This is a genomic window from Algoriphagus aquaeductus (assembly GCF_003253485.1).
Lineage (GTDB): Bacteria > Bacteroidota > Bacteroidia > Cytophagales > Cyclobacteriaceae > Algoriphagus > Algoriphagus aquaeductus.
In genome coordinates, this window is sequence record NZ_QKTX01000013.1 from 114,116 (window position 1) to 137,671 (window position 23,556).

Genomic DNA, 23,556 nt, shown 5'->3' on the forward strand with positions numbered 1-23,556 from the left:
CTTTTGAGTCAATCAAATCAGTGCGGATTGAAAAGCCAGAAAATCCTCAACGACCCGGTTTATGGTTTTATAACCATTCCCAGTGAGTTAATTTTTGCCATTATTGACCACCCTTACTTCCAAAGATTACGCCGGATCAGGCAATTGGGTTTGACTGATTTTGTCTACCCGGGAGCGCTTCACACCCGATTTCATCATGCCTTGGGAGCTATGCACCTGATGAGCATCACCTTGGACAACCTGCGGATTAAAGGCACCGAAATCTCGGATGAGGAATATGAGGCGGCCTTGACAGCAATTCTCCTTCACGATATCGGTCATGGGCCTTTTTCCCATGCTTTAGAATACAGTCTCCTCGCAGGGATTCCCCATGAGGAACTGTCCTTGATGACAATAGAACTCCTAAATCAAGAATTTAGTGGCAAATTGGATCTAGCCTTAAGGATTTTTAAGAATCAATACGAACGAAAATTCCTCAATCAACTGGTCTCCAGCCAACTCGACATTGACCGATTGGACTACCTCCAGCGAGATTGCTTTTTCACGGGAGTATCTGAAGGCACGATCGGTGCTGACCGGATTATTAAAATGATGGCTGTCAAAGATGGACAACTCGTGATCGAGGAAAAAGGAATTTACTCCATTGAAAATTTTTTGAGTGCCAGAAGGCTGATGTATTGGCAGGTATATCTGCACAAGACTACCGTAAGTGCAGAAAAAATGCTGATCAACCTGATTCAACGGGCCAAGATGCTCGCACAATCAGGCGAAAAATTCTTTGTGACTGAGGAGTTTGAATTCTTTATGAAAAATCAAGTCACGCTTTCCGATTTCAAAAACAGAAAGGAGCTGCTGGAAAAATTTCTTCAACTGGATGACTTTGACATTTGGGGAGCCATCAAGATGTGGAAAACAGCGGAAGATTATGTCCTGAGAAACATTTCTCACATGTTTTTGACCCGAAAACTATATAAAATCAACTTGGTCAATGAAGCATTTTCCCCTAAAGACCTGGAAAAGCTCAGACAGGAAACCCTCAAAAAGCTAGATGTACCCGAAGAGGACTTGCCTTTCTTTTTTTCATCCGGAACAGTAAGTAACTACGGCTATTTGGCCAAAGATCGAATCAACATCTTGACCAAAAGCGGGGAGGTGGTCGATGTCGCTCAAGCTGCTGATTTACCTAATATCAAAGTAATGAGCAAGATCGTGGAGAAACATTATGTTTGCAGGGCCAAAAAGCTAATTTCGCCACTCTAACCCATCCGAGTAAATATGGAATTTTCACTTGGTCAAATCGCCTCCATTTTAGGCGGAGCTGTAGAAGGAGACCCAAACTTAAAAGTAAATCGGCTGGATAAAATCCAAGAAGGGAAACCTGGAGGTATAAGTTTCCTTTCAAATGAAAAGTACGAACCCTACCTCTATAATACTGACGCTACTGCGGTAATTGTCTCGGAAGAATTAAAGCTGGGCAAAGCGATAAAGACCAATCTTATTCGGGTCAAAGACCCATATTCAGGATTTACCACCCTTCTTGAAGCTTACGCTCAACTCCATAAGACTGCCTTAACCGGGGTAGAAGAACCCAGCTACTTGGGTGCAGGTAGCACCATGGGTACAAATGGATACCGAGCTGCCTTCTCTTACATCGGAAAAAACTGTCAGATTGGAGACGGTGTCAAGATTCATGGTCATGCTTACGTGGGAGACCGGGTAAAGATTGGGGACGGAACTATCATTCATCCCGGGGCTAAAATCTGTGCAGACACCATTATCGGAAAAAACTGCGAGATCCATCCCGGAGCGGTGATTGGTTCGGATGGTTTTGGATTTGCCCCTCAAGCGGATGGCACCTACAAAACAATCCCGCAAATCGGGAACGTCATTCTGGAAGATCAGGTGAGTATTGGGGCCAATTCCACCATTGACTGTGCGACGATGGGGTCGACCATCATTCGAAAAGGCGCGAAAATTGACAATCAGGTCCAAATCGCACACAATGTAGTCATTGGAGAAAATACCGTGATTGCTGCCCAAACAGGAATCTCGGGATCCACAGAGATCGGTAAAAACTGCGTGATCGCGGGCAAGGCTGGCATCGTAGGACACATCAAAATCGCTGATCACACCACGATCGGAGCAAATACCGGAATCAGTAAAACAATCAAAACTCCGGGACAAACCCTCTTTGGGTACATGTCTATGGATGTAAAGGATTTTCTTAAGTCTTATACCATATTTAAAAATCTGGACCAACTACAACGCCGGGTCCAAGAACTGGAAAAAAAGGGCTAATTTTATGCCCCTTATCTTTTGCAAGGATAAACGAATGAAATCTGACCACAGTGTGCTGGATCCCGGAATCCCTTCCGCCTCGACAATCAGCCTTGTTGCAGTTTTTTTAACTGTTTTATCTCTTGAAAAGTAAATTTTAAACTTATGAAAGTTAAACAACACACCATCCAAAAACAGGTGGAAATTTCGGGGGTAGGCCTTCACACAGGCGTCCTATCCCATATGACCTTCCTGCCAGCACCTCCCAACCATGGCATTAAATTTCAACGGGTGGACCTAGAAGGTCGCCCGACAGTGGATGCGGATTGTGATTTGGTGGTAGACGTATCTCGAGGTACCACTTTAGAGCAAAATGGAGCGCGGGTTTATACTGTCGAACACGTACTTGCTGCCTTGGTGGGTATGGAAATAGACAATGTCCTGATCCAACTGGATGGACCTGAACCGCCGATTATGGACGGCTCTTCGATTCAGTTTATCGAGGCATTGGAGCATGCCGGCCTTGAAGAACAAAACGCCCTGAGAAGATTTTTTGAAGTCCAGGAAAGCATCCAATACAAAGACACTTCAAGAGAAGTGGAAATGGTTGCCTTGCCTACCGACAATTATCGCGTAACTGTCATGGTTGACTATAATTCTCCAGTTTTGGGAAGTCAACATGCTTCCATCACGGATATCAGTCAGTTTAAAACTGAAATTGCCTCTTGCCGAACCTTCTGTTTCTTGCATGAGCTGGAGATGCTCTACAATTCCAACCTGATCAAAGGAGGTGACCTAAATAATGCCATTGTGGTAGTAGATCGGGTTGTAGAAAAAGAGGAATTGGCCAACTTGGCCAAAATGTTTAACAAGCAGACGGTAGAAGTCAAAAAAGAAGGGATCCTCAATAATGTGGACCTCAGATATCGAAATGAGCCTGCCCGACATAAACTTTTGGATGTGGTGGGTGATTTGGCACTGGTAGGCAGACCGTTAAAAGCACAGATTCTTGCCGCCAGACCCGGACATGCCGCCAACGTGGCATTTGCCAAAAAACTTAAAAGAGCTATGGAAAAAATGGGGGCATCCCATATCCCACATTATGATCCAAAGCTCCCTCCTGTGATGGATATCAACCAGATCAGCAACATTCTTCCACACCGCTACCCTTTTCAGTTGATTGACAAAATCATTTACCTGGATGAGACGGTCGTTGCTGGTGTGAAGAATGTGACCATGAATGAACCGTTTTTCATGGGTCATTTTCCGGGAAACCCGGTAATGCCTGGTGTATTGCAGGTAGAAGCCATGGCACAAACCGGCGGCATTCTGGTCCTTAGCACTGTAGATGACCCTGAAAATTACTGGACCTATTTCTTGGGAATCGAGAATTGTAAATTCAGAAAAATGGTCCTGCCGGGAGACACGCTTGTTTTCAAATGTGAACTATTGGCTCCAATCCGCAGAGGAATTGCCAAAATGAAAGGGGAAGCCTATGTAGGCAACACCTTGGTATGTGAGGCGATCATGACAGCAAGCATAACCAGAAAAGACGCATGATCAGTCCCCTCTCCTCCATTCACCCCGAAGCAAAAATAGGGCAAGGTGTCCAAGTGGACCCTTTCACTATGATTCATGAAAATGTGATCATTGGAGAAAACTCCTGGATCGGATCCAATGTCACCATCTACCCCGGCGCAAGGATCGGGAAAAACTGCAAGATTTTTCCCGGTGCAGTGATCGCAGGCATCCCCCAAGACTTGAAATTCCAAGGAGAAGAATCCACCGTAGTCATCGGTGACAATACCACCATCCGAGAATGTGTCACGATTTCAAGAGGCACTGTTGACAAACAAACCACTGTCATTGGCAACAACTGTCTGCTGATGGCCTATGTCCATGTCGCGCATGATTGTGTCATCGGAAGTCATGTCATTATAGCAAATGCAGTACAGATTGCAGGACATGTATCTATTGATGATTGGGCAATTATCGGCGGATCCAGCGCGATCCACCAATTTGTCAAGATCGGAATGCACGCCATGATATCAGGAGGATCTTTGGTAAGAAAAGACGTGCCTCCATTTACCAAAGCGGCTCGAGAACCCCTCTCCTATGCCGGTGTAAACTCACTCGGACTTAGAAGAAGGGGATTCAGCAGCGAGACCATCTCCCATATCCAGGAAGTCTATCGGTACCTCTTTCTCAATAGCTTAAACAATAGCCGGGCTTTAGAGGAGATTGAAATCAATCTGCCGGCGACCAAAGAACGGGATGAAATCTTAAACTTTATCCGTTCATCAGAAAGAGGGGTAATGAAAGGATATATTAACTGATATGCTGGCAATCCGGGTACAGGAAGCCGCGAAACGCTTTCAATACGAATGGATTTTCAGAAATCTAAATCTGGAGCTTTCCTCCGGTGACAGCTTGGCGATCACCGGAGGAAACGGTTCCGGAAAATCTACCTTATTAAAATGCCTCTCCGGTGCAGTCCCCTTATCAGGAGGAAAAATCTTTTTTGAACTTGACCATGCATTGGTTCCCGAATCCCATTGGTATACCTCACTTTCCCTGGCCGCACCCTATCTGGAATTGCCAGAGGAATTTACGCTGCAGGAAGTAATTGAATTCCACTTCAAATTTAAGCAATCATTGAGCAAGCTTAGCTCTCAGGAAATCATGGAGATTCTGTATTTGGAAAATCACCAGAATAAGCCGGTTTCCCAATTTTCTTCAGGTATGAAGCAGCGGCTAAAACTCGGCTTGGCGGTATTTTCAGAGGTGCCATTGATCCTTCTTGACGAGCCTACCTCCAATTTGGACAAGCGAGGGATCGCATGGTACCAACACCTTCTTGAAGCATATTCTAAAGACAGGATCCTCATCATCTGCTCCAATGAACCAAGAGAATACGAATTCTGCTTACAAAAAATTGCAATGGAGGATTACAAATAGCCAGTGTACTTTGATCTTAGCACGATATGCTTAATTTTACCCTCCTAACTTAGTACCATATGAAGACCCGCTTTTTCAGCACAGCCTTTGCCTTTTTGATTTTTGTGAGCCTTATCGCCTGCAAAGAGTCTCCGGGGCCAGCTCCCCAAAAAACTCCCGAACAAATCGCAACAGAAGCAATCTCCGGATCTGGAACTCAGGCTTGGGGCATTGCCGGTGGCGGTTCGGTCACTCGTGATGGACGTGAAGTCACGGACCTTTACAGTACCTTTGAGCTCGTGTTCAATTCAGGCAATTCCAAAACCTACTCCGCACGAAACAGCAATGATCTTTTTGATGCCAGCGGCAACTGGAGTTTTGCCGGCAGCAATTTTGACAAAGTCACCTTGACTGGCGCAAAACCTGCGGCCGGAAGAGAAATCTCTTTTACTCAAAACAACAACACCCTAAGACTCGAATTTACCATCCCCGCACCGGGCGCCCGCATTGGAAATTCCTTTGCAGTAGCGGGAAATTACACCTTTGTCTTAATGAAAAAATAAGTGCATTCTCCACCACCTTAATGCAAAACGGGAGCTCAAAAGGCTCCCGTTTCTATTTTAGAGTAACTAAAGTGACTCCTGCCCCACCACGATCGGCATGTTCATCTTCCATTCTTCCCACCTGAGGCATGGTCCGGAGAAGGTTTCGGGTGATTTCTCGTAGAATCCCATCCCCTTTCCCATGAACGATTCGCAAGTTTTTCACCCCGAGCATAAAACCTTCATCGATGAATGTTTGGATCAGAGGAAGGACCTCTTCTCCTCGCTTGCCACGGAGATCCAGATTGGAGGAGAAATCCATCATTTTCTCATTGGTATTGTACCCACCTCTCCGCTCTACTGCCTTCAGTTCTTTTTTCACTTCAGTTTTGGAGATTTTCTCCAATCTAGAAAGCTTTACATTGGATTTCAGATCTCCAATGGTGATATCCACATCTTTATTTTTGATGGCCAACACCTCGGCTATGGCCCCATTGTCTTTCAACCGAACCCAATCTCCCACAGCGATTGCTCCACCAATTACCTGTATTTCAGGATCTTTAAGGAGAACCTTCTCCGGTTTTACCGTTTCTTTGAATACTTCCAATTCTTTTCGGACTTGCTTGGTGACTTCTTTTTCGGCATTTCCCTCCTTGATTTCACGAATGACTAACTCTATTTTTTTGTTAGTCTGATCCAGCAGTGCCTTCGCTTCCAATTTGGCTTCTTGAATGTATCGCTTTTTGGTCAGCTCCAAGGTTTCTTTCAGCTGATTGTACTCCTTGAGTCGCGCCTGGAGCAGCTTATCTTTATCCTTGACTTCCTTGAGCAGGACCGAGTATTGGTTTTTTTCATTTTCCAATTGGGTCAAAAGCCTATCATAGCGAACTCTTTCCTCTCCAATATGATCTTTGGCATAGTTCAAAATCTCTTTGGAAAGGCCTATTTTGGAAGCAATTTCCAAAGCAAACGATGACCCCGGCTTTCCGATTTCCAATTGATAAATGGGTTCGAGCCGATCCACATCGTAGCGCATGGCGCCATTGACCAAGCCTTGGTTTTTGTTGGCTACCTGTTTTAGGTTGCCATAGTGCGTGGTGATTACACCAAATGCTCCGAGTTTATTCAACGCCAACAAAATGGATTCCGCGATTGCTCCTCCAAATTGGGGCTCTGTCCCGGTTCCAAATTCATCGATAAACAGAATGGTTTTTTTATTGGCAAATTGGGTAAAATGCTTCATACTCATCAAATGCGAAGAGTAGGTACTCAGATCATTTTCCAGGTTTTGCTCGTCCCCGATATCGATAAAAAAATGATCAAAAAGAGAACTCTTGGAATCAGGGTGTACCGGTATCAACAGGCCACATTGCAGCATGTATTGAAGCAAGGCAACGGTCTTTAGCGTCACTGACTTTCCCCCGGCATTTGGTCCTGAAATGACCAACAGACGCTCGTGCCCTCCTAATTTGACATGTAAAGGAACGATTTCCTTTCCTTGGGCTTTGAGTGCCATTTCTAGAAGTGGATGGCGGGCACGGGTCCAAGACAGGGTTCTTTCCTTAACCAATTCCGGCTTATGGCTTTCCGTCTTCATGGCAAAGCGGGCCTTGGCCCGGATAAAATCCATCAAACCCAAGAAATTGGTCGCTTTCTTCAAGGCTGGAATCGCAGGACGCAGTTGATCCGTCAATCGGGTCAAAATCCGGATGATCTCCCGCTTTTCCATGTATTCCAAGTCCCGGATCTCATTGTTGATATCCAAGGCCTCTTCGGGCTCCATAAAAACCGTCTGTCCGGTGGCGGACTCATCATGGATAAATCCTCTGAGTTTTCGCTTATTCTCGGCAGCAACCGGGATCACCATCCGTCCGCCACGGATAGTCATGGCGGCATCCTCCGGAGTCAAGCCTTTCGCTCTCGCCTCTTTGAAAATCCGTTCCATTACTTTCCTCAGCCTGCCTTCCTCATACAGCAGTTGAGTGCGGATCAACTGAAGTTCTTTGGAAGCATTGCTCCGGATCTTACCTTTTTCATCGATGATCTGATCAATAGACTTCAGCAAATTCAGGTCAAGATCAAGCAGGAGCCCCAAGAGGGCACTCAGCGTAGGGTAGCTTTCTCCATATTTCTGAAAAAATGAAATACATCCCCTGAGCGTCTGTAAGGCTAATTTCACTTCATAAAACTCATCCTGCTCCAAAAATGCGCCTTCTAATTTGGCCTTGTCCAAGTAAGGCGTCAGATTGGTAAAATGGGAAGACGGGAAACTCTCTCCTGAAATCAGGATTTGCCGAAACTCCTCCGTTTGATCCAACAGCCGCTGTACAAGGTTATAGTCCGAAGAAAAAGAAACCTTATCCACATAATCCTGCCCAAGAGTAGAGGTACACTCTGCTTTTAGGAGATCTTTGATTTTTATGAAATTAATCTTCTGCTCAAGATTGGGTGGGTATAGCATCAGAATCGCTCCTCAATTCCCGGATTGGTCTCTCTCACCATGAGCGAGTCAATGACTCTGGCGTAAATTCGATCCATTTTTTTGGCGTCCTCCAGGTAATACAACATACTTTTTGTGAAAACAGAATCCGTCACCTCATGTTTGATAAAAACTTCTTTTTCCATCAGGGAATAAAGTGCCTGAGAGGAATCATAAGGAATGGGCATAGCGCTCACCATTCCTTCAGTCAATTGGATATCGACCAGAATCTTGACCATATCTCCTTCGGAAAGGATCCCATTGGGGATGGACTCCGAGGTGCATGAAGCAAAAAACTGGACCACTAAAACCAGGATTAGAATTCTTTTCACAGTTCAAAATTAGGTTTTTTTAACGGATAATATCCCCAAGGTATGGAGAAGTCAAATTTTAAATTTCGGCTTAAGACTTTAACTTAGCCGCTCAAACTCCCCACATGGACCAGCTATTTGGTAAACTCAGAAAGTACGAAATCATGATCAGAAAGGTGGCAAACAACCACCTTCAAGGGGAGTATCAGTCACTTTTCAAAGGTTCGGGGCTGGAATTTGACGATCTCAGACCCTATCAATACGGAGATGACGTAAGAACGATCGAATGGAAAGTATCTGCCAAAGGGCATGGTACCTTTGTCAAAACATTCAAGGAAGAAAAAGAGCAATCTGTCTATTTTCTCCTTGACATCTCTGGTAGTCAAGACATTGGTCAACAAGGTCAAAAGAAAATCGATCAGGGAAAATTGATCGCAGGTGTCCTGACACTTGCGGCAGTATATGAAGGAAGTCAGGTGGGGTTGATTTCTTATTCAGATCAACAGGAAAAACTGATTTTGCCCGCCAAAGGAAATAAACAAGGAGTGAAAATCATCCGGGGAATTTTTGACCATCAAAATAAAAGTCTGAAAACAGACTTAAATGGCTTGTTTTCATTTGCACTCAACTTGATTAAAAAACGAAGCATTCTCATCATCATTTCGGATTTTATCGATTCAGATTATGAACGCTCCTTCAGGGCACTGGCAGAGCGGCATGACGTAGTAGCGATCCAACTGACCGATCCTCGGGAATCTGCCCTTCCCTCGTTGGGCATCATCCCGATCTATGATAAGGAACGGGGAAAAACGACATGGATTAATACCGCCTTTGGGAGTTTTTCCAAAAAAATATCCGAGACCTTTACTTCCGAACGGGAAAATCTCCAAGAAATCTGCAAAAAAAATCAGATCAATTATTTGGCAATCGACTCCAGACAGGATATTGTAGCCCCATTAATCGATCTGTTTAAGTACCGAAACAAAAGAATGAAACGTGGGTAAAATCGGTATTTTCTTCACCCTCCTAATCTTGGCATTTCAAGCCTCTGCTCAACAGGTAGAAGTGTCAGGATACTTTACCCAGGACTCTGCCAAATTGGGAGAACGGGTTGGGTTTGTTTTGAAAGCCAAATACCCGGAGGCCACCCACGTGATTTTTCCTGATTCGGCCTACGATTTCTCTCCTCTGGTTTTGCTGGAAAAGAAGACCTTCATATCCAATACCCAAGATGGAATCACCACAGACAGCGCGGTTTATTTTCTTTCCAATTTCTCGCTCGATCCTTCTGTATTCCTTGCCTTGCCGGTCTACGAGTTGAGCCGATATGACAGCATCACTTATTTTACAAACGAGGCAGAACTCAAGCTCAAGCTCACCTTGGACTCGATTCCTGAGCAGTTGGTCTTTCAGGAAAACAATGTATACCAACCCTTAGAAAGGTCCTTCAACTGGCTTCTCATCGGATTAATTGCCGGAGCTGTTATTTTTATTTTTGGCATATTGGCTTTTGTGTTTGCCGATCGAATCAAGGCAATTTTCAAAAAGAACCGTGAAAAAATCCGCTGGATCCAATTTGAAAGAAAGTGGAAAAAACTCGCCAATCTCCTCAGCCAAAACCCAAACCAAGAACTTGCTGATGAAGTCATCGGGCTTTGGAAAGGTTATTTGGAAAGTCTCACGGATCAACCGTTTCAAGAATGGACTTCCAGTGAAATTGCGGACGCCTTAGATGATCGCGAAATTTTCAAGGCCTTGCGATCCATCGATATGATTATCTACGCAGGCCGGGAAGCAAAAACAGAAGAGGCCACATCATACCTTTTTGGCATCGCCAAAGCCACCTATCTGAACAAACTAAACCAAATCGGACATGAAAGAGCAACTCGCTGAGTTCTTTACCTGGTATTGGTTTTTGCCTGAGACCTTCAAATCTTATGAGTGGGAAAATCCCATCCTGCTCAATTTGCTATGGATAATCCCGGTGCTGATTTTGATTCGGAAATTTGTCAAATTCTTGAAAAGGCCGGTATTAGAGCTCTCCTTGCCCAAAAGAGCAGCAAGAGGCAATCCCTGGACCTATCTCAGACTGGTGCCGACGGGTTTTTTCTTTATGGCATTGGTTTTTATAGTGGTCGCCTTGGCTAGACCCCAGCGAAGCAATGAGCGTGTGGAACAGTTTACCGAAGGGATTGATATTCTTCTGGTCATGGATATTTCAGAGTCAATGGACCTGCAGGATTTTACACCCAATCGATTGGAGGCTGCTAAGAAAACCGCCATTGACTTTATTGAAGGGAGGTTTGGAGACCGAATTGGAATGGTGGTTTTCTCAGGAGAAGCCTATTCTCTTTCTCCCTTAACCAATGATTACAAGCTTTTGACTGACCTGATCGCCGAGATCAATTTCAATATGATTGAGGCAAAAGGCACAGCGATAGGATCAGCAATTGCCGCAGGGACCAATCGGATGAAAGATGTGGAAACACCCTCAAAAGTGATGATTCTGCTTTCGGATGGAGAAAGCAATGCAGGCAATGTAGACCCGCTCTTTGCAGCGCAGCTAGCCTCAGCATTCGATATAAAAATTTACACCATTGCCGTGGGCAAAGATGGAATGGTGCCCTATGGGACCGATTTTTTTGGTAGACCTCAAATGGTGGAAAGCTACCTGGACGAAACGACCCTAAGAGAAATCGCTCGGATCGGAAACGGGCAGTTTTTCAGGGCCTCTGACGGGAATGCACTACAGCAGATTTTTGATCAAATCGACACCCTTGAAAAAGCCGAAATTTTAGAAAACCGCTATAAAGAAACCGCAGATTATTACCGGATTTACCTTTTCTGGGCGATGTTGTTTTTCTTGGTTTGGCTGGGACTGAAAAGTACCTTCCTCAACAATTTCTTACTGGACTGATTCGGAAAGCTGGACATTTTTCCATTTTTCCAGCCTGGGGTCCATTACAGCAAACCAAAGTGGCGGAAACATGGCCAATAAGATCATGGCCGAGTATCCGGCAGGCAGTTGAGGACTTTCCTCTTGGTGGTCAAGGACCTGATACCGCTTATGAGCATAGGCATGGTGATCTGAATGCCGCTGGAGTTGGAACAGGAGAAAATTACTCACCCGCTGAGAGGCATTCCAGGAATGTAAGGGGGTTACTTTTTCATAATTGCCATTGGGAAGTTTCTTCCGCTCCATCCCATAATGCTCCAAGTAATTGACCAATTCCAATAGGGAAAAGGCAAGGATACTTTGAGCAAAAAAGAAAACAGGGATTTCCCAAACAAGTCGCTGGCTAACCCCTGAGAATAACCCGAAGCAAAGCCCCACAAAAGCAAGAGGTAGAAGTTGGTACCAAATCATCTGATTGTGAAGCGATATTGGAACTATTCCTTTTTTCCTGAGCCGTTCATTTTCCAACTGCCATGCACTCATGAATCCATCTTTCACTGATCTCCACCAAAAAGTATAAAAACTCTCCCCCTTTCGACTCGTGGCGGGATCTTCAGGCGTGGCCACCCGGACATGATGGCCCCGGTTATGCTCGATCAGAAAATGCATGTAACACACCGTCATCAGCAGGACTTGGGCATAGCGTTGCTCCAGTTTATCTTTCCGATGTCCTAGTTCATGGGCCACTGTGATCCCAATTCCTCCTGTGACCAAAGCCATTCCGGAAATGAATGCCATCCAATCTGGTATACTCAAGGTAAAAGTAGCCACTATATAAAATCCCCATAGCAGCACCCCAAGCTGTACATATACCCAAGCATAAGTGATCAATCGATAAAACCGCTCCTTGGTCACCGCACTTATTTCTCCAGCAGGGATATTGGTTGTATCCTTTTGAATCGCAAAATCCATCAGCGGCACCAGGATAAATACAAACCCGTGGATCAACCACATCAAAGGCCCTCCCAGATAAAACCCTCCCACCAACAACGCAGGTAAAATCAAAGCACTGAAGAATCCGATTTTTTTCATTCTCGGCTAATTAAAAACCAAAATCATTCTAAAAGTTAGACAAAGGAACGCCCATTTGCAATCCACCACCCTATTCCAAGCCAATCCTCAATTCCTGATTAAAATCAGGTTTCTATGTATTCCTTGTCACACCATACTTAGGAAAAGCATGCGAATTTGCCTGAAAATTAATCACATGGCACTATCTCCTGAACTGATTAGAAAATATAATCAACCCGTTCCCAGATATACCTCCTACCCGACAGTTCCGCTTTGGGACAATCAGCTGAGTACCCAAGATTGGGAAAATACAGTTAAAACAGCCTTTGAACAGTTTGGGAAAGAAGAAGGCATCAGCCTTTACATTCACTTGCCTTTCTGCGAAAACCTCTGTACCTATTGTGGTTGCAATAAACGGATTACCAAAAACCATCGCGTAGAAGACCCCTACATTGAGGCCCTTTTAAGAGAGTGGGAACACTATTTGGGCGTATTGGGAAGTGCACCAAAAATTGCAGGGATTCACCTTGGAGGAGGTACCCCCACATTTTTTTCTCCCGAAAGTCTCGAATTTCTGATTTCAAAGATTCTAAAATCTGCGGATCTGGCAGAGAATTTTGAGTTCAGCTTTGAAGGCCATCCCAACAATACCACTTGGGAGCATTTGGAAGAATTAGCCGCTTTGGGGTTTGACAGGGTCAGTTATGGGATTCAGGATTTTGATGAAAAAGTCCAACAGGCCATCCATCGCACTCAGCCCTTTGAAAAAGTCAAAGAGGCCACCGAAAACGCCAGAAAATCGGGTTACACTTCCATCAACTTTGACCTGATTTACGGTTTACCTCATCAGACTATAGACACCTTGGCCCATACCTTTAAGCGGGTCCAAGAGCTCAGACCTGAGCGGATTGCTTTTTATAGCTACGCTCATCTTCCCTCTGCTTTTCCAGCTCAGAAAAGTTTCGAAAATCATCTGCCCCAAGAAGAACAAAAAAGGGCACTTTATGAATTTGGCAAATCGAAGTTATTGGAAATGGGGTATGAAGAGGTCGGCATGGACCATTTTGCGCTCCCAAATGATCCGCTTTGCCTGGCCAAGAAAAACGGAAAATTGCACAGAAACTTCATGGGATATACCACCTTACCTGCCAAAATGCTCTTGGGACTTGGCGCGAGCAGTATCAGTGATGTTTGGATTGGTTTTGCCCAAAATGAAAAACGAATTGAGACCTATCAAGACCTGGTGAAAAACCATCAACTCCCACTTATCAAAGGACATATCCTGAATGAGGAAGACCTAGAAATCCGAAAATTGATTCTCGACCTGATCTGCAAAGGAAAAGCAGAAGTCCCTTTTTGGATTTGGGATAAACTGCCTCAAAAAAACAGACAAGCTCTTGAAGACTTTGAAAAAGAAGGGCTCTTGAAACTTCAAAACCAATATCTAACCATCTCTTCCAGCGGAATGGCTGTGGTCAGAAACATTTGTTCCAATTTTGATTTGAGAATGATTGAAAATCAGGAGAAAAAGGCGGTTTTCAGCAGAGCCATTTAATCAATGGCACATGGTAATTTCTACTTGTTGATTGCCATAGTCAAAAGTCGCCACCTCAGGACTCAGTCCGGGGATTCCCAAACCCAATCCGCGAAAAACCATCAGAATCCCAACCACTATTCCGAAATAGGGAATTACTTTCTGTATTTGCTGACGTCTGATCGCGGGCAGTAAACTACCGGACACCATCAGGGCCATCAGCATAGGAATAGTACCTAGTCCGAAAAATAACATATACCAAGCCCCTTGGATAGGACTCTGCATCCCCATGGCTACCACCAAGGCCATATAGACCATCCCACAAGGCAGAAGTCCATTAATAAGCCCGGTGGAGAAAAAGGCTGTTTTACTTCCTGACTTGAGAAAAAAAGAAAGCTTAGCCTTGATCCATCGGACCACTCCTGATAGGGCAGGAATAGCTAGAAATTGATCGGCTTTTTTATAACTCAGGGAAAGCAACACCACCAAAATTCCCATGCTTACTGAGATTCCTTGCTGGATTCCTGCCAAAGCCAAAGAAAATCCCAAGCCTCCCACCACCAAACCCAGGATGGCATAAGTCAGGCTTCGGCCCAGATTATACAGGATTTTATTAAAAAGGAACTTTTTGGAGGAACTCCCTCCTACTGCCAAGGCAATCGGACCGCACATTCCGACACAGTGGAATGAACCCAAAAATCCCAAAACTAAGGCAGTCCAGAGCATTTATAAGGTAATTTTGCTTTCTTCATAAAAGTCCACCCCATTTTCAGTCCAGGTGAGTTGGACTCTCCAATAGCCGGACTTGAGCTTTTCCAAGGGAATGGTAGTTTTACCTTCCGACTTGATATCCAGAGGTAAGATCTGATCCAATCGGGCATCCGAAGGTCTAAAGAGCTGAAGACTTCCTTTGGCACCTACCGGCAGATCCAGGATCATTGATTTGCTGGCAAGATCAAAGACCAATACCTCCCGATCCAGCGCGGCTGCTGATTTTTCCCGCTCGATGTGATCTTGGTATTTGATCTCTTTTTCATAGTAATTTTCAGTCACCAGATGAATATCATCTTGACGCACCGAGATCACCACCAGTGTCAAAATAAAACCAACAAAAGCAATGATGGTCAATAAAATTCCTTTTCCCCAATCCATGATTTTCTAGTTTTTACCTCCCACAGGAGCCATAAAGTTCGTTTCAATATCGTCAAATTCTTCTCCTTCAGCGGACAGTACCAAATGGACTTTTTGCTGAGGTATTTTTACCTCTTCTTGCTCTTGGACCAAAAAGAACCGGCCTTCAAACTTAGTCTGCGGCTCCAGCACCCAATTGGTATCACCGACGATTTCTACTTCAATCCCATCGATCAAAGAAGCAATCTCTACGCTTTGAGGCTCAAAGGTCTTATTGATCAGTGTGATGTTGTACAAATTAGACACTTTTCCATCAGGCCTAGCCTGGTAAGTCATCCCGGGAAATCGGGTAATGGTGGCCTCCAAATCTGACCTTGTTGCGATCAGGGTCACAAAAGCCGCAACCAAAACCAGCAAAACCACTGTATAGCCTTTCACCCTTCCCGTGAAAAGCTTTTGAAACCCTTCCTTGATGCTATTTTCTGAAGCATAGCGGATCAGTCCGGTAGGCCTTTCCACTTTGAGCATCACCTCATCACAGGCATCGATACAGGCAGTGCAATTGACACATTCCATTTGAGTTCCGTTTCGGATATCAATTCCGGTAGGACAAACCTGCACACAAAGCCCGCAATCCACGCAATCACCTTTTGGAGCAGCATCCACTTGATTTTTGCGAATCGGAGCACGAGGTTCTCCACGCACATAATCGTACATCACATTGATGCTGTTGTCATCCAAAAGCACGCCTTGAAGTCGACCATACGGGCAGACCACGATGCAGGCCTGCTCTCGGAACCAGGCAAAAACAAACATGAAAATGCCCGAGAAAGCCACCAAGCCAATAAATCCGGCCATATTCTCAGTGGGAGGTTGGGTCACGATTTCTTTTACCTGATCAATCCCGATCAGATATGCCATCACCAGATGTCCGATCAGAAGAGAGAAAAAGGCAAATACACTGAGTTTTAAACTCTTTTTCCAAATCTTTTCACCCGTCCAAGGCCCCTCATTTAAGGCTCGTTGTTGATTAGCATCGCCTTCGATGGCATATTCGATTTTGCGAAAAACCATCTCCATAAACAAAGTCTGAGGACAGGCCCATCCGCACCAAACCCGTCCAAAGACAACCGTAAAAAGTATAATAAAGACAAAGAAAATCAACAGGAGAAAGATAAGCAGGTGCGTGTCCTGCGGCCAAAATGCTGCTCCAAAAATGATGAACTTTCGCTCAAAAATATTGAAGAGCATGTAGGGTCTACCCTCAATTTTAATAAATGGACCTACAAACAAAATGGCCAAAAGAAGCCAAGAAAAGTAAGTTCTATAGGTGTAAAAAAAGCCTTTAACCTTCTTAGGATAGACCCAGATTCGCTTGCCGTCCTCTCGGACACTTGCCAGCGAATCCCGAAATGCATTGGGATCCAAATTGGGGTTAGAATTTTTCTTTGCCATAATCAAGGGAAATATAGGCTGGAACCTTGCTAGCTCCAGCCTTGAAAATTTACTGAATCGACGCGACCACAGCTGTACTATCCGTTACCGGAGTTTCGGCAGCTGGGCTTGCAGAATAGGGCTCGCCTTGGGGTTCCTTTGGATTGGCAGGAGTAGTCCCAACCAACGTCAGAATGTATGATGAAACCTGCTGCATTTGCTCTGGAGAAAGCTGATCTTGCCAAGGAATCATCCCTTTTTCAACCACTCCGTATTTGACCACTTTGAATACGTCCTGAATAGAACCGCCGTGAAGCCAATATTCATCAGTCAGATTAGGCCCCACACCTCCCCCTCCATCGGCTGCATGGCATGCCGCACAGTTGGTTTCGAAGATGGATTTTCCGGAAGAAATAGCTGCAGCTGACTCATCGAAAACAACAGTGGTTTCGTCAATTCCAGCCACCAAATTGGCTTTGCGGGTTTCAGCAGCGATTGCTTCCAATCTCAACTCCTCCTGATATTCCTCTTCGCCCGTTGGTCCGATACCGAGAACCGTGTAATTGACAAAGTAAATCACCGCAAAGGCAATCGACCCGATAAACACCCACTGCAACCAAGGAGGCATGAAATTGTCCAGCTCGGTTATTCCATCATAGGAATGGTCAGACATGACTTTTGCTTTTTCATCTTTTCCTCCCACTTCGTCCATTTTTCCGGTGACGAATTTCTCCTTGAAGGATTCCCACCAGGATGGTTCATGAGCAAGGGAAGGATTCTCCTTTTGAAATACCGCCGTCATGAAAGACATCAGGTAAATCATCAGGATCAGCAAGAGTACGATGAGCAACAACACCACTCCAAGAATAACCAAGAGCGTCAACTGGCTGGAATCCATACCACTCAGTGTAGTGTACCAGGATGATTGTTCGGATTGTGCCATCACCGGCGCTCCGGTAATGGCAAAGAGTGCGAGTAGAGAAAGTATCTTGTTCATGGCTGGGTGTGGGTTGATTCTTGTTCGTCCATAGGGAGAGATTTCATATGGTCCACATAGCCTTTTGGTACGCGAACCACCCAAATAAACATCCCTACAAAGAAGGTCACGAAGATGAGCAGTGAGATGATCGGATAGATCTCGATATTCTCAATAGATCGAAGGATTTCCTTATACATGGCTTCTGGGATTATTTAGTGGATGCTGAAGGTTGCTTGATATCTGTACCCAAGCGCTGCAAATAGGCAATCAAAGCGACGATTTCTGTATTGGATGCCACTTCTACACCGGCCTCTTTCAAGTTGGCCACGATTTTGGCCGCTTGTGCTTCATAATCTGCTGTGGCTTCCTGATCAAAACCTTCTGGATAGGGCACCCCTAATTTTTGGAGGGTTCGGATTTTGGCCGGTAAGTCAGAAATATTCAATTCATTGGTAGTCATCCACGGATAGGGAGGCATGAGTGAGCCCGGAGACATAGACGTAGGATCTACCATGTGATGGTAGTGCCAGCTGTCAGGATATTTCCCACCGATTCGATGCAAGTCTGGTCCCGTACGCTTGGATCCCCAAAGGAATGGACGGTCATAGACAAATTCTCCTGCCTTGGAATATTCACCGTAGCGCTCTGTTTCGGATCGGAAAGGCCGGATCATCTGGGAGTGGCAACCCACGCAACCGTTGGCGATGTACAGGTCTCTACCTTCCAATTCAAGCGGGGTGTAGGGCTTGACCGAACTGATGGTCGGCACGTTGGATTTGACCAGAATGGTAGGGATAATTTCAACCACCCCGCCAATTGCGACGGCAATGGTAGCCAAAATGGTGAAGAAAACAGGTTTTCTTTCCCAGGCTCTATGCCAGAATTCTCCTTTTGGATTGTAAGCTTTCACCAATGCAGGCGCTTGATCTTCCTCTGATTCTTGGAAAACCCCTTGCTTGGCAGTCATCCACATGTTGTACATCATGATGATGGCACCTGTCAAGTAAAGTAAACCACCTACGGCTCTCAGCATGTACATGGGTACAATCTGGATCACAGTCTCCAGGAAGTTAGGGTAAGCCAGTCGACCTGCTTCGTTAAACTCCTTCAACATCAAGAATTGAGTCAATCCTGATACGTAGAGCGGAAGGGCATAGAAAATGATCCCCAAGGTCCCCAACCAGAAATGCGTATTGGCCAGTTTGTTGGAATAAATCGTGGTTTTGAAAAGTCTTGGCCACATCCAGTACAACATACCAAAGGTCAAGAACCCATTCCAGCCCAAACCACCGATATGCACGTGCCCTACGATCCAGTCGGTGTAGTGAGCAATGGCGTTTACATTTTTCAGCGAAAGCATCGGACCTTCAAAAGTCGCCATACCGTATGCTGTCACGGCAACCACCATGAATTTCAACACAGGTTCCTGACGGACTTTGTCCCAAGCACCTCTCAAAGTCAACAAACCATTGACCATACCACCCCAAGATGGAGCAATGAGCATGACGGAGAAAACAGTACCCAAAACCTGAGCCCACTCCGGCAAGGCAGTGTACAACAAGTGGTGCGGTCCCGCCCACATATAAATAAAGATCAAAGACCAAAAGTGGACGATGGAAAGCTTGTAGGAATAAACCGGTCTATTGGCTGCTTTAGGCAGGAAATAGTACATCAATCCCAAGAAAGGAGTGGTCAGAAAGAATGCAACGGCATTGTGCCCATACCACCACTGCACCAAAGCGTCCTGTACTCCGGCATAGGCTGAGTAACTTTTCCAAAAAGTCACAGGAAGCTCCAATGAGTTGAAAATGTGAAGAATCGCTACGGTCACAAAGGAACCTAAGTAAAACCAAATCGCCACATACATATGACGCTCCCGACGCTTGATCAGCGTTCCGATCATATTGGCACCAAAAGCCACCCATACCAAGGCAATGGCAATGTCAATAGGCCACTCTAGTTCGGCATACTCCTTAGAGGTAGTCAAACCCAAAGGTAGCGTGATGGCAGCAGCCAAAATGATCAATTGCCAACCCCAGAAATGGAACCAGCTCAAGGCCTTATTCCACATGGGAGTTTTGAGCAATCGAGGCATCGAGTAATAGATCCCTGCGAAAATGGCGTTCCCTACAAAGGCGAAAATCACTGCATTGGTATGCAGCGGTCTGATCCGGCCAAAGGTCGTGTAGGGGTTACCCATATTGGCATCAGGCCAGAAAAGTTGGGTGGCTGCGATAAGGCCCACCAACATCCCGACTATGCCCCAGATAATCGTGGCAGCTCCGAAATACTTGACAATCTTATTGTCGTAATGGAACCTTTCCAAAGTAGCATCATTCATAGGACTTGGATTTTTTAGGTTGATCTTTATTGGATTTTTTAGGCTGATTTTCGAAGAGGATGCGGATCGAAGGCGTGACCCCGTCATCAAATTGCCCGTCTTTCATCGCACGAAAAAAGAGGAACAAAAAGCTGACTGCCAAAACCAAACTGACCGCTATGAGGACAAAGATGACTTCCATATCAGGGTGCTTTGAGGTGAATGAGTCCTTTACGCACTCCCATCAGATTGGTCGCTAGCGTAGTGAAAATGACTACCGAAATACTACTTACAGGCATCAGGATGGCGCAAAGCACAGGACTGAGTAATCCCTGGACGGCAAGACTGATTCCGACGATATTATAGAGAAAGCTCAGTCCAAAACTGGCTTTGATGATTTTGCGACTATCCTTGGCAAAGGCTAGGAAACTGGGGATTTTGCCAAACGACTCCGCATCCAGAATGGCATCGCTGGCAGGTGAAAAATGACTTACCCTATCCGTAATGGCAACCCCCACCATACTTTCCTGCAAGGCTCCGGCATCGTTGAGTCCATCACCAACCATCAACGTGTTAGCCCCTTTTTGATTCAGTCTTTTGAGGTAATCCAGTTTATTGATCGGACTTTGGTTGAAATTAAACCGGATAGTTGGCACCAAAGCGCGCTTCAATGATCCCTCTTCATGAGAATGGTCTCCGGACAAAACATGAAGCGAAAAGTCTTCGGCAAGTTCCTTGACCACCAAATCGGCATTTTCCCGTAATCCTGATTGAATGTGGAAATACCCCAAAACCACCTCTTCCACCTGAAAGAAGACCAAGTTTCCTCCTGGAGCAAAATCATTTTCACTCGCTCCAACGAAAGAAGCTGAGCCTAGCCTGACTTCCTGATTTTTATAGACAGCCCAAATACCTTGGCCTTTTTTCTCCTCGACTTGATCAAGTTTGGCTGCTGGATGCTGGCCGAGCCAGAGATTAATCCGATTGCTCAGCGGATGCGTGGAGCGCCCTACCATGGCTTTGATGATGGATTTGCTTTCTTCAGAAAGTGCTTCTCCTTCATAGTGAATGCTCGCATTGGCAGGGTCGGTTAGGGTACCTGTTTTGTCAAATACCAGCGTGTCCACCAAGGCTAATCGCTCAACCACTGCTGCGTTTTTGAGGTAAAATTTTCCTCTGCCAAAGATTCGAAGCGTATTTCCCAAGGTAAACGGAGTCGACATCGACAAGGCACATGGGCAGGCCACGATGAGAACCGTAGTAAATGCCTTGACAGCCAAGTTCAGGTCCTTTCCCATCCAAAAGAAAAAAGCCAGAACAGCAATCGTCAAAACAGTCCATGTAAATACACCACTGATTCGGTTTGCAAGCGGTTCGAGCAGTTTTTTATCCTGCTTTTCAAACGACTCATTATTCCAAAGGTCAGTCAGATAGCCTTGGGAGGGGGATTTTTGGATGGTCAGCAAAATGGCATTTCCTTTTTGCCGCCCACCGGCGTAGATCAACTCCCCTTTCCGCTTGGGAACAGGAACTTCCTCACCGGTCACGAAACTGTAATCGATATGGGCTTGATCGCTGAGCAAAAGTGAATCGGCAGGGATCAATTCCTCGTCTCTTACCAGAATTACATCCCCCACCTGAAGGTTGACCAAAGGCACGACCTCTTCCCGATTTTGCACCATACGAGTCACTGCTATCGGAAAATAAGACTTGTAATCCCGGTCAAACTCTAGGGTAGCGAAAGTTTTTTGTTGATAAATCTTTCCGAGCAGGAGAAAAAAGAGAAGACCTCCCAGGCTATCCATATAGCCCGCGTTTCCCATCGCGAAAATCTCCCAAAGGGAATACAGAAAGAAAGCAATAATTCCGAGAACGATCGGAACGTCCATGTTTATCCGGCGCTGTCGGACTGCATTCCAAGCCGAAACATAGTAATCGGAAGCTGCATAAAACACAATCGGAAGAGCCAACACAACATTGAGGTAATCAAAAAGCCGCTTAAATCCATCTCCCAAAAGCTTGACTTCAGAAAAATACTCCGGCATACTGAAGAGCATCATATTTCCAAAACAGAATCCAGCCACACCAAGCTTGGTCAATGTTTTTCGATCGATAGCTGGCTTTGATTTTTTATCTAAATCAGAAAGGTTGATTTTAGGCTCATATCCCAATGTGGAGAGCAGCTGAACCAACTCTTTTAAACTAAGTTTATCATGTAAAAATTTGATTTGAATCTTTTTCTTGATGAAATCTACACGACTGGAAGTAATGGAGGCATTGATTTTAAACAAATTTTCAAGCAGCCAAATACAAGAAGCACAATGGATGAGGGGGATAAAGAAAGTAACGTGACTTTCCCGTTCATTTTGAAAATCCAATAATTTGGATTTGACATCCTCATCATCGAGGTAATCAAACTGGATTGAAGAACGGTTAGTGTTTTTTTGAGTCTTACCAGGCTGGGCCTCTAAAGAATAATAGTCACAAAGATCATTTTTGGCAAGGACCTCATACACCAGCTGACATCCTTGACAACAGAAATCCTTGTCATCGAAATGAATCTTCGAAGAATCGCATTTTTCACCACAGTGAAAGCAAAGCGTGGATATTTCCGGAGAATTAGGAGTAATCATTCTAACTATTTTGATAAAGGTAATGGGACCAAATCCTTAAAAACATGATAAAAATCAGTTGATTACATGAGTTAAAGACTGAGGTAAAAGGACAATTGATCACTCCAGATTTTACCTTTATAGAAATGAAAAAGGACTTTTGCCAGATCGGCTTGGTAATTTTTCGTGGTGACTAGGAGTGTACAATCATGTTTGACAGCATAGGACCAAAAATCTCCGATACGAGTAAAATTGAATTTTATAAAGCTGGTTTCCTGTGTTTTTGAAGACACCAAGTGAATCAGTTCCTGCTCTTCTTTAATCTTGGATTTGGGAATAAAAGATGGTGAAATGATCGTCGCTTTACTTTCACCAATAAGATTTTCAAAAAGTGTGATAAACTTTCTAATCAATTCTGCAGAGGTTGGAGTGCCATCGTAATGAAAAAGAAGGTGATTAGTAGAAAAATGTTGCACATAAAGTAGAACCGGGATCGGACAAACTTCTTTTTCCAGAGATTTAGGCATTTCATGAGAATGAAGCCAATCCAGAGTTTTATATAAGTCAACCGTAATGAGACCGGGATCAGCACTGGAGGTACAAAAACTGCTTTTAGGATCAGAAGGGTTGAAGGATTCTAAAAGAGAAGTACAGTAAAAGTCCTGTAATAAGGATTCAGGTAATTCAAACTTCAAAGAATACGGGGACTTGATTTCCATACTATTAGTAATTTCTGATCCAAAACTAGCGGAATCAAAACTTACATCAGGTGATGGATTCCAGAGCGAGATATGATAAAAATCAGGTTTGCATGGTTGTCTTTTTACTTTTGAATGGATAAAAATCTAAGGCCAAACGGCAAATGGATAGCCTATGTCCGATACGAAAGGGCTGGTAATTGAGGTGGGGCTAAACGCAAAAAAGCCTTCAGGGATAAACTGAAGGCTTTGAATAATGTGGCGGCGACCTACTCTCCCGGGAGTAACCCCAGTACCATCGGCGCTGCAGGGCTTAACTTCTCTGTTCGGGATGG

Annotated in this window: 22 protein-coding genes and 1 rRNA gene; 10 read left to right on the forward strand and 13 right to left on the reverse strand. The window is 44.8% G+C overall.

All coding sequences use genetic code 11. The features are described 5' to 3' along the window. Positions 1–27 precede the first annotated feature (27 nt). The 6 genes from CLV31_RS16500 to CLV31_RS16525 all read left to right on the forward strand — a co-directional run bounded on the left by CLV31_RS16500 (position 28) and on the right by CLV31_RS16525 (position 5,777). Positions 28–1,260: an HD domain-containing protein gene (locus CLV31_RS16500; RefSeq protein ID WP_111394046.1), complete on the forward strand. Its 1,233-nt coding sequence runs from the start codon at positions 28–30 to the stop codon at positions 1,258–1,260. A 15-nt stretch (positions 1,261–1,275) separates the two neighbouring features. Beyond that, positions 1,276–2,298 (forward strand): UDP-3-O-(3-hydroxymyristoyl)glucosamine N-acyltransferase, encoded by a 1,023-nt coding sequence (lpxD, locus tag CLV31_RS16505; protein WP_111394048.1) that lies wholly within the window; start codon positions 1,276–1,278, stop codon positions 2,296–2,298. 144 nt (positions 2,299–2,442) lie between these two features. Further along, on the forward strand, positions 2,443–3,837 hold the full coding sequence (locus tag CLV31_RS16510; RefSeq protein ID WP_111394050.1) for a bifunctional UDP-3-O-[3-hydroxymyristoyl] N-acetylglucosamine deacetylase/3-hydroxyacyl-ACP dehydratase: 1,395 nt from the start codon (positions 2,443–2,445) through the stop codon (positions 3,835–3,837). Next, positions 3,834–4,613, forward strand: coding sequence for an acyl-ACP--UDP-N-acetylglucosamine O-acyltransferase (lpxA, locus tag CLV31_RS16515; RefSeq protein WP_111394052.1), 780 nt, complete (start codon positions 3,834–3,836; stop codon positions 4,611–4,613). The genes CLV31_RS16510 and lpxA overlap by 4 nt, the downstream gene beginning before the upstream one ends. Position 4,614: 1 nt before the next feature. Continuing rightward, entirely contained in the window at positions 4,615–5,235 is a 621-nt protein-coding gene (locus CLV31_RS16520) for an ABC transporter ATP-binding protein (RefSeq protein ID WP_111394054.1), read from the forward strand. A 59-nt stretch (positions 5,236–5,294) separates the two neighbouring features. Continuing rightward, entirely contained in the window at positions 5,295–5,777 is a 483-nt protein-coding gene (locus CLV31_RS16525; RefSeq protein WP_111394056.1) for a hypothetical protein, read from the forward strand. A 52-nt stretch (positions 5,778–5,829) separates the two neighbouring features. Here the strand turns inward: CLV31_RS16525 and CLV31_RS16530 are convergent, their stop codons facing one another. Beyond that, positions 5,830–8,217, reverse strand: coding sequence for an endonuclease MutS2 (locus tag CLV31_RS16530; protein WP_111394058.1), 2,388 nt, complete (start codon positions 8,215–8,217; stop codon positions 5,830–5,832). Further along, entirely contained in the window at positions 8,217–8,567 is a 351-nt protein-coding gene (locus tag CLV31_RS16535; RefSeq protein ID WP_111394061.1) for a DUF4296 domain-containing protein, read from the reverse strand. Before CLV31_RS16535 ends, CLV31_RS16530 begins: the two co-directional genes overlap by 1 nt. Positions 8,568–8,671: 104 nt before the next feature. Between CLV31_RS16535 and CLV31_RS16540 the strand changes: the two genes are divergently transcribed. The 3 genes from CLV31_RS16540 to CLV31_RS16550 are packed head-to-tail and all read left to right on the forward strand — an operon-like array spanning position 8,672 to position 11,463. After that, positions 8,672–9,550 (forward strand): DUF58 domain-containing protein, encoded by an 879-nt coding sequence (locus CLV31_RS16540; RefSeq protein ID WP_111394063.1) that lies wholly within the window; start codon positions 8,672–8,674, stop codon positions 9,548–9,550. 28 nt (positions 9,551–9,578) lie between these two features. Further along, positions 9,579–10,439 (forward strand): hypothetical protein, encoded by an 861-nt coding sequence (locus CLV31_RS16545; RefSeq protein WP_111394065.1) that lies wholly within the window; start codon positions 9,579–9,581, stop codon positions 10,437–10,439. Continuing rightward, a complete protein-coding gene (locus CLV31_RS16550) occupies positions 10,420–11,463 on the forward strand; it encodes a vWA domain-containing protein (protein WP_111394067.1) in 1,044 nt (347 codons plus the stop codon). The genes CLV31_RS16545 and CLV31_RS16550 overlap by 20 nt, the downstream gene beginning before the upstream one ends. On the opposite strand, the gene CLV31_RS16555 is transcribed toward CLV31_RS16550, so the two are convergent. Continuing rightward, positions 11,452–12,534: an alkane 1-monooxygenase gene (locus CLV31_RS16555; protein WP_111394069.1), complete on the reverse strand. Its 1,083-nt coding sequence runs from the start codon at positions 12,532–12,534 to the stop codon at positions 11,452–11,454. The genes CLV31_RS16550 and CLV31_RS16555 overlap by 12 nt on opposite strands. 175 nt (positions 12,535–12,709) lie before the next feature. Between CLV31_RS16555 and hemN the strand changes: the two genes are divergently transcribed. Next, positions 12,710–14,068: an oxygen-independent coproporphyrinogen III oxidase gene (hemN, locus tag CLV31_RS16560; protein WP_111394071.1), complete on the forward strand. Its 1,359-nt coding sequence runs from the start codon at positions 12,710–12,712 to the stop codon at positions 14,066–14,068. Here hemN and CLV31_RS16565 read toward each other — a convergent pair whose 3' ends face one another. The 10 genes from CLV31_RS16565 to rrf all read right to left on the reverse strand — a co-directional run. After that, positions 14,069–14,773, reverse strand: a complete 705-nt coding sequence (locus CLV31_RS16565) for a sulfite exporter TauE/SafE family protein (RefSeq protein ID WP_111394073.1) — start codon at positions 14,771–14,773, stop codon at positions 14,069–14,071. Further along, positions 14,774–15,199 carry a FixH family protein gene (locus tag CLV31_RS16570; RefSeq protein ID WP_111394075.1) on the reverse strand — a complete coding sequence of 142 codons (426 nt, stop codon included), beginning with the start codon at positions 15,197–15,199 and terminating at the stop codon, positions 14,774–14,776. Between the two features lie 6 nt (positions 15,200–15,205). Then, entirely contained in the window at positions 15,206–16,633 is a 1,428-nt protein-coding gene (gene ccoG, locus CLV31_RS16575) for a cytochrome c oxidase accessory protein CcoG (protein ID WP_111394077.1), read from the reverse strand. A gap of 49 nt (positions 16,634–16,682) precedes the next feature. Continuing rightward, positions 16,683–17,609: a cbb3-type cytochrome c oxidase N-terminal domain-containing protein gene (locus tag CLV31_RS16580; RefSeq protein ID WP_111394079.1), complete on the reverse strand. Its 927-nt coding sequence runs from the start codon at positions 17,607–17,609 to the stop codon at positions 16,683–16,685. Further along, the gene (locus CLV31_RS16585; protein ID WP_111394080.1) at positions 17,606–17,788 is read right to left on the reverse strand and encodes a cbb3-type cytochrome c oxidase subunit 3; all 183 of its coding nucleotides are present in this window, start codon (positions 17,786–17,788) and stop codon (positions 17,606–17,608) included. Before CLV31_RS16585 ends, CLV31_RS16580 begins: the two co-directional genes overlap by 4 nt. 11 nt (positions 17,789–17,799) lie before the next feature. Then, positions 17,800–19,932: a cytochrome-c oxidase, cbb3-type subunit I gene (gene ccoN / locus CLV31_RS16590; protein WP_111394082.1), complete on the reverse strand. Its 2,133-nt coding sequence runs from the start codon at positions 19,930–19,932 to the stop codon at positions 17,800–17,802. After that, positions 19,925–20,113: a cbb3-type cytochrome oxidase assembly protein CcoS gene (gene ccoS / locus CLV31_RS16595; RefSeq protein ID WP_111394084.1), complete on the reverse strand. Its 189-nt coding sequence runs from the start codon at positions 20,111–20,113 to the stop codon at positions 19,925–19,927. The genes ccoN and ccoS overlap by 8 nt, the downstream gene beginning before the upstream one ends. Position 20,114: 1 nt before the next feature. Continuing rightward, on the reverse strand, positions 20,115–22,544 hold the full coding sequence (locus CLV31_RS16600; RefSeq protein ID WP_111394086.1) for a heavy metal translocating P-type ATPase: 2,430 nt from the start codon (positions 22,542–22,544) through the stop codon (positions 20,115–20,117). A gap of 71 nt (positions 22,545–22,615) precedes the next feature. After that, the gene (locus tag CLV31_RS16605; RefSeq protein ID WP_111394087.1) at positions 22,616–23,242 is read right to left on the reverse strand and encodes a hypothetical protein; all 627 of its coding nucleotides are present in this window, start codon (positions 23,240–23,242) and stop codon (positions 22,616–22,618) included. 235 nt (positions 23,243–23,477) lie between these two features. Beyond that, positions 23,478–23,556 (reverse strand): 5S ribosomal RNA (gene rrf, locus CLV31_RS16610); the annotation flags it as partial.

Excerpts from the sequence above, each read along its gene's own strand:
- CLV31_RS16605 (WP_111394087.1), bottom strand. The coding sequence starts at position 23,242 with ATGGAAATCAAGTCCCCGTATTCTTTGAAGTTTGAATTACCTGAATCC.
- lpxD (WP_111394048.1), top strand. The coding sequence starts at position 1,276 with ATGGAATTTTCACTTGGTCAAATCGCCTCCATTTTAGGCGGAGCTGTA.
- ccoG (WP_111394077.1), bottom strand. The coding sequence starts at position 16,633 with ATGGCAAAGAAAAATTCTAACCCCAATTTGGATCCCAATGCATTTCGG.
- CLV31_RS16550 (WP_111394067.1), top strand. The coding sequence starts at position 10,420 with ATGAAAGAGCAACTCGCTGAGTTCTTTACCTGGTATTGGTTTTTGCCT.
- ccoS (WP_111394084.1), bottom strand. The coding sequence starts at position 20,113 with ATGGAAGTCATCTTTGTCCTCATAGCGGTCAGTTTGGTTTTGGCAGTC.
- CLV31_RS16520 (WP_111394054.1), top strand. The coding sequence starts at position 4,615 with ATGCTGGCAATCCGGGTACAGGAAGCCGCGAAACGCTTTCAATACGAA.
- CLV31_RS16565 (WP_111394073.1), bottom strand. The coding sequence starts at position 14,773 with ATGCTCTGGACTGCCTTAGTTTTGGGATTTTTGGGTTCATTCCACTGT.
- ccoN (WP_111394082.1), bottom strand. The coding sequence starts at position 19,932 with ATGAATGATGCTACTTTGGAAAGGTTCCATTACGACAATAAGATTGTC.
- CLV31_RS16530 (WP_111394058.1), bottom strand. The coding sequence starts at position 8,217 with ATGCTATACCCACCCAATCTTGAGCAGAAGATTAATTTCATAAAAATC.
- CLV31_RS16585 (WP_111394080.1), bottom strand. The coding sequence starts at position 17,788 with ATGTATAAGGAAATCCTTCGATCTATTGAGAATATCGAGATCTATCCG.
- CLV31_RS16600 (WP_111394086.1), bottom strand. The coding sequence starts at position 22,544 with ATGATTACTCCTAATTCTCCGGAAATATCCACGCTTTGCTTTCACTGT.
- CLV31_RS16570 (WP_111394075.1), bottom strand. The coding sequence starts at position 15,199 with ATGGATTGGGGAAAAGGAATTTTATTGACCATCATTGCTTTTGTTGGT.
- lpxA (WP_111394052.1), top strand. The coding sequence starts at position 3,834 with ATGATCAGTCCCCTCTCCTCCATTCACCCCGAAGCAAAAATAGGGCAA.
- CLV31_RS16510 (WP_111394050.1), top strand. The coding sequence starts at position 2,443 with ATGAAAGTTAAACAACACACCATCCAAAAACAGGTGGAAATTTCGGGG.
- CLV31_RS16555 (WP_111394069.1), bottom strand. The coding sequence starts at position 12,534 with ATGAAAAAAATCGGATTCTTCAGTGCTTTGATTTTACCTGCGTTGTTG.
- CLV31_RS16525 (WP_111394056.1), top strand. The coding sequence starts at position 5,295 with ATGAAGACCCGCTTTTTCAGCACAGCCTTTGCCTTTTTGATTTTTGTG.
- CLV31_RS16540 (WP_111394063.1), top strand. The coding sequence starts at position 8,672 with ATGGACCAGCTATTTGGTAAACTCAGAAAGTACGAAATCATGATCAGA.
- CLV31_RS16580 (WP_111394079.1), bottom strand. The coding sequence starts at position 17,609 with ATGAACAAGATACTTTCTCTACTCGCACTCTTTGCCATTACCGGAGCG.
- hemN (WP_111394071.1), top strand. The coding sequence starts at position 12,710 with ATGGCACTATCTCCTGAACTGATTAGAAAATATAATCAACCCGTTCCC.